We start from the raw sequence: 3665 nt of genomic DNA, 5'->3' as shown, positions 1-3665 counted from the left end.
GGCGGGGGCCGGCGCCGGAGCAGCGGCGGTCGGTGTCAGCGCGACGGCCGGCATCGGGGCGGGCGGTGGTGCGGGTGCCGGCACCGGCGCCGGCAAGACCTGGGGCTGCGGTATCCCGGCCAGGCCGGCCAGCCCGGCGAAGCCGCCGACGGCGCCGAAGGGCGCGACCGCGAGCAGGACGGCGGGGGCCAGCAATTCCGGCTGGGACATGAAGATTTCGAGGATGTGCGTCGGCCAGTCGAACAGCATCAGCTGGACGATGTATTGGAAGGCCAGCGCCGGGTTATGGACGAGGTAATAGCCGAACTGCTGGAAATCCTCGAGCAATTCGAGCGCCCGCACCACCCAGAAGAGCGGTTCGCCCGCGTTGGTATACGCGTCGTAGGGCAAGCCGTTGACGGTGCCTTGCGCGGGGTCCCAATTGATGCCGAGGTTCTTCAGGATGTTCGCGATGAACTGGTCGAGGGGATTGTTGATGGTGGGGTCGTGCACATCGCCCCCCGAGTCATGGCTGGCCGCAGCGGATTTCACGATCTGCGGCGCGGGCTCGGGCTGGGGTGTCGACGCCACCGCCGCGGTGGACACCGCCTGATAGGTGGTCATCGTGCCGGCCGCCTGCACCCACATGCGCGCGTAGTCGGCCTCGTTGAGCGCGATCGGAACCGTGTTGACGCCGAAGAAGTTCGTCGCCACCAACGCGCCGTGTACGGCGTGGTTGGCGGCCAGTTCCGGCAGCGTCGGCATGGTGGCCAACGCCGCGGTGTAGGCGACCGCGGCGGTCTCGTGTTGCGCGGCGGCGGCGGCGCTGTCCGCGCTGGCCCGCGTCAGCCACGCGAGGTAGGGGGCGTGCGCGGCGACGTACGACTCGGCGCTGGGCCCCTGCCACGATCCGGCCTGCGCCGCTGCCAGCACGCCGCTGAGTTGCGCTGCGGCCGAGGCGTATTCGGCGCTCAGCTCGGACCACGCACCCGCCGCCGCCAGCAGCGAGGCCGGACCGGGGCCGCTGCTGAGCAAAGCGGAATGCACCTCGGGTGGGGAGGCCATCCATATCGGGGCCGTCATAGCGCTCCTCGGGCCGGAAGGCGTACCAGACGGAGGAGAGCTTAATGAATATGATTGTCGTTATCAACTTGGCCGGGCGGGCGGTCCGCACGACCGGGCACGGCTACACCAACGGGCGGCCCGTCCTGATCCGGCGGTCGACGTCGGCGAGCAGGACGTTGAACGGGAACCGCCGGACGAACCGCGGCAGGCACCGGTTCACCAGGGCCAGCGCCCCGATGAGCCGGTCGAAGCGGCGCTGCCGGGTGGCGTCCCAGGGCAGCCGCATCTCGTCCCGGAACCGCTGCGGCAGAAAGCCGGTGGTGATCAGCAGCGCCAGGCTTTCGGAGGCGCGCTGCAGCGGGCCCGGCAGCGTCAGCCCGCGGATGCGGTTGGCCGCGATGGGATAGAGGTATTCGCGGACGGCCTCGTCGATGTGGACCTGGGCCAGCGACTCCTGCCAGTACCGGTCGAACGCCGCCCGGTCCGCCGGCCACATCTCCGGCGGCACCTGCAGCGTGGTGGCCAGGGCCATGCCCTCGCGGTAGTGGCGGTCGGCGTCCTCGCCGTCCAGCTCGCCGATGAACATGCGGTAGATGTCCACGCCACCCTTGTACAGGCAGGCCCCCACCCACAGCTGCAGGTCGGGATCGAAGGCGTTGTACTGCACCGGGCTTTCGGGGGTGGAGTAGACCTGCGCGTGCGCCCGGTTCACCGCCCGCCGGAAGGCGTCCTTCTGCGCGTCGCTGCCCATGGTCGCCACGGCGAGGTAGGTGAAGGTGGTGCGCGCGCGCTTGATCGGGTGCAGGTCGACGCGGCCGCTCTCGACGCGACTCTCCAGCACGCCGTAGCCGACGCCGGGGCGCGCCAACTGCATGACCACGTTCGCGGGCCCGGCCAGGAGCGCGACGCCCATCAAACCCTCGTCGACGCCGAGCGCCCGCCGGCGCCGGGGCCCCCGAGCGCGGGGACGGTCGGCGACCGGCCGCTCGACCTGCCGAATTGGTTCGTGCACCGGGATTGCCATAGTGAGTTCCTCCAGCGGCCCCCGTCCGCATTAATCTGCGAACGCTTGTTTCCTGATATTGTCGGTGCCGGGCGCTGGTGTCAAGATGGGTCCCATGAACGAGCCCTCGAGCGCGCGGCCGTACCGCGGGGTCGAGGCCGCGCAGCGGCTCGCCACCCGCCGCAACCGGTTGCTCGCCGCCGGCCTGGAGCTGCTCGGCGCGGAGCAACGGGACATCTCCGGCGTCACCGTGCGCGAGGTGTGCCGCGAGGCCGGGCTGGCCGCCCGGTACTTCTACGAAAGCTTCACCGACAAGGACGAATTCGTCGGGGCGGTCTACGACTGGGCGGTCGCCGACCTGGCCGCCACCACCCAGGCCGCGGTGTCGGCCGTCCCGGCCCACGAGCAGACCCGCGCGGGACTCGCGAACATCGTGCGGACGATCACCGGCGACGCCCGGGTCGGGCGCCTGCTGTTCAGCAGCCAGCTGGCCAACACGGTGATCGCGCGCAAGCGCGCCGAGTCGAGCGCGATGTTCGCCCTGCTGTCCGGCCAGCACGTCGGCACCGCGTTACAGGTCCCGGCGAACGACCGCATCAAGGCCGCGGCGCACTTCGTGGTCGGCGGCGTGGCGCAGACCATCAGCGCCTGGCTGGCCGGTGACGTCCGATTCGAACCGGACCGGCTGGTCGATCACCTGGCGGCGCTGCTCGACGAGCTCGCCGAGCCCGGTCTCTACCGCCTCGCCGAGACGGCGGCCGAGCCGCGGGCGGACTCGTGATGCGCCCTCACGCCTGGCACACGCTGCGCCACCCGGTGGTGGCGGTGAGCGAAAAGGCGCTCAGAGCGTCCGAGATGTGTTGGCGCAACTCGACATCGGAGTTGTGGCGGCCCAGCTCGTAGGCCAGGAGCGAGACGAAGACCCGGCCGTGCACCCTTCCCGACAGCAACGCCAGCGCGCCGTTGGTGCGGTACATCGTCGCGGTGGTCACCCCCGGGTACACCGTCTTCATGGCGAAGTGTTCGGCGTCGGTGCCGTCGGGGCAGTTGACGGCGGGGTCCAATGTGCCGAGGTTGGACGACACGACGGTGGTCGCGCTGCCGGTGACCACGCCGATCAACCGCCGCATGACGCGTTCGGGAATCAGCGGAACCAGCGGCAGCAGCGCCCAGCGCTCGTCGGGCTCGTCCTCGTGGCGGGACAGCGCCTCCTTGATCCGGGCGCGGACGTCGCGCAGGTCCGCGGTCACGGGGGCGGGGTCGACCGTGACGTCGACGTTGATGACCGCGTTGGCGCGGGTGTCGCCCGGGGTGCGCTCGTTGACGGGCATCCCGACGTTGACCGTGCCGTCCGCGGCGACCCGGCCCACCCGCCGGGCGAGGTGGGCCGCCAATCCCGCGAGCAGCGCGTTGCCGGTGCCCCCGAGGGCTTGCGCGCGCGCGTCCCACTCGTCGGCGTCGACGAAGATCGTCGCCATCGGCAGCGAGATCGCGTCGTCCGGTCCGGCCGGGGGCGCGGGCCGCTTTCCGGCCGGCGACGCGGCGCGGCCGGCCCGGGCCAGTCGTGCGGCCGAAACGACGGCGCGGCCCACATCCGTTGCGTCGTACGCCGTTTGGC

At 71.5% G+C, this 3665-nt stretch carries 3 protein-coding genes and 1 pseudogene; 1 reads left to right on the top strand and 3 read right to left on the bottom strand.

Annotated features, from left to right (window positions below; genetic code table 11):
• Nucleotides 1-1062 (bottom strand): PPE family protein (locus tag HMPREF0591_RS05170; protein WP_007167381.1); only part of this gene is annotated, 1062 nt, incomplete at its 3' end.
• Between the two features lie 103 nt (nt 1063-1165).
• On the bottom strand, nt 1166-2068 hold the full coding sequence (locus HMPREF0591_RS05165; protein WP_007167380.1) for an oxygenase MpaB family protein: 903 nt from the start codon (nt 2066-2068) through the stop codon (nt 1166-1168).
• Nucleotides 2069-2162: 94 nt separating this feature from the next.
• Here HMPREF0591_RS05165 and HMPREF0591_RS05160 point away from each other — a divergent pair, with 94 nt between their 5' ends.
• Complete coding sequence (locus tag HMPREF0591_RS05160; RefSeq protein WP_425270127.1) at nt 2163-2828, top strand: TetR/AcrR family transcriptional regulator; 666 nt, start codon at nt 2163-2165, stop codon at nt 2826-2828.
• 7 nt (nt 2829-2835) lie between these two features.
• Here HMPREF0591_RS05160 and HMPREF0591_RS05155 read toward each other — a convergent pair.
• Nucleotides 2836-3665, bottom strand: a pseudogene (locus HMPREF0591_RS05155) (hypothetical protein); the annotation flags it as partial.

It is taken from the genome of Mycobacterium parascrofulaceum ATCC BAA-614, assembly GCF_000164135.1.
Lineage (GTDB): Bacteria > Actinomycetota > Actinomycetes > Mycobacteriales > Mycobacteriaceae > Mycobacterium > Mycobacterium parascrofulaceum.
The sequence above is the reverse complement of the archived record's forward strand: the minus strand, read 5'-3'. Positions and strand labels throughout refer to the sequence as shown.

Excerpts from the sequence above, each read along its gene's own strand:
- HMPREF0591_RS05165 (WP_007167380.1), bottom strand. The coding sequence starts at position 2,068 with ATGGCAATCCCGGTGCACGAACCAATTCGGCAGGTCGAGCGGCCGGTC.
- HMPREF0591_RS05160 (WP_425270127.1), top strand. The coding sequence starts at position 2,163 with ATGAACGAGCCCTCGAGCGCGCGGCCGTACCGCGGGGTCGAGGCCGCG.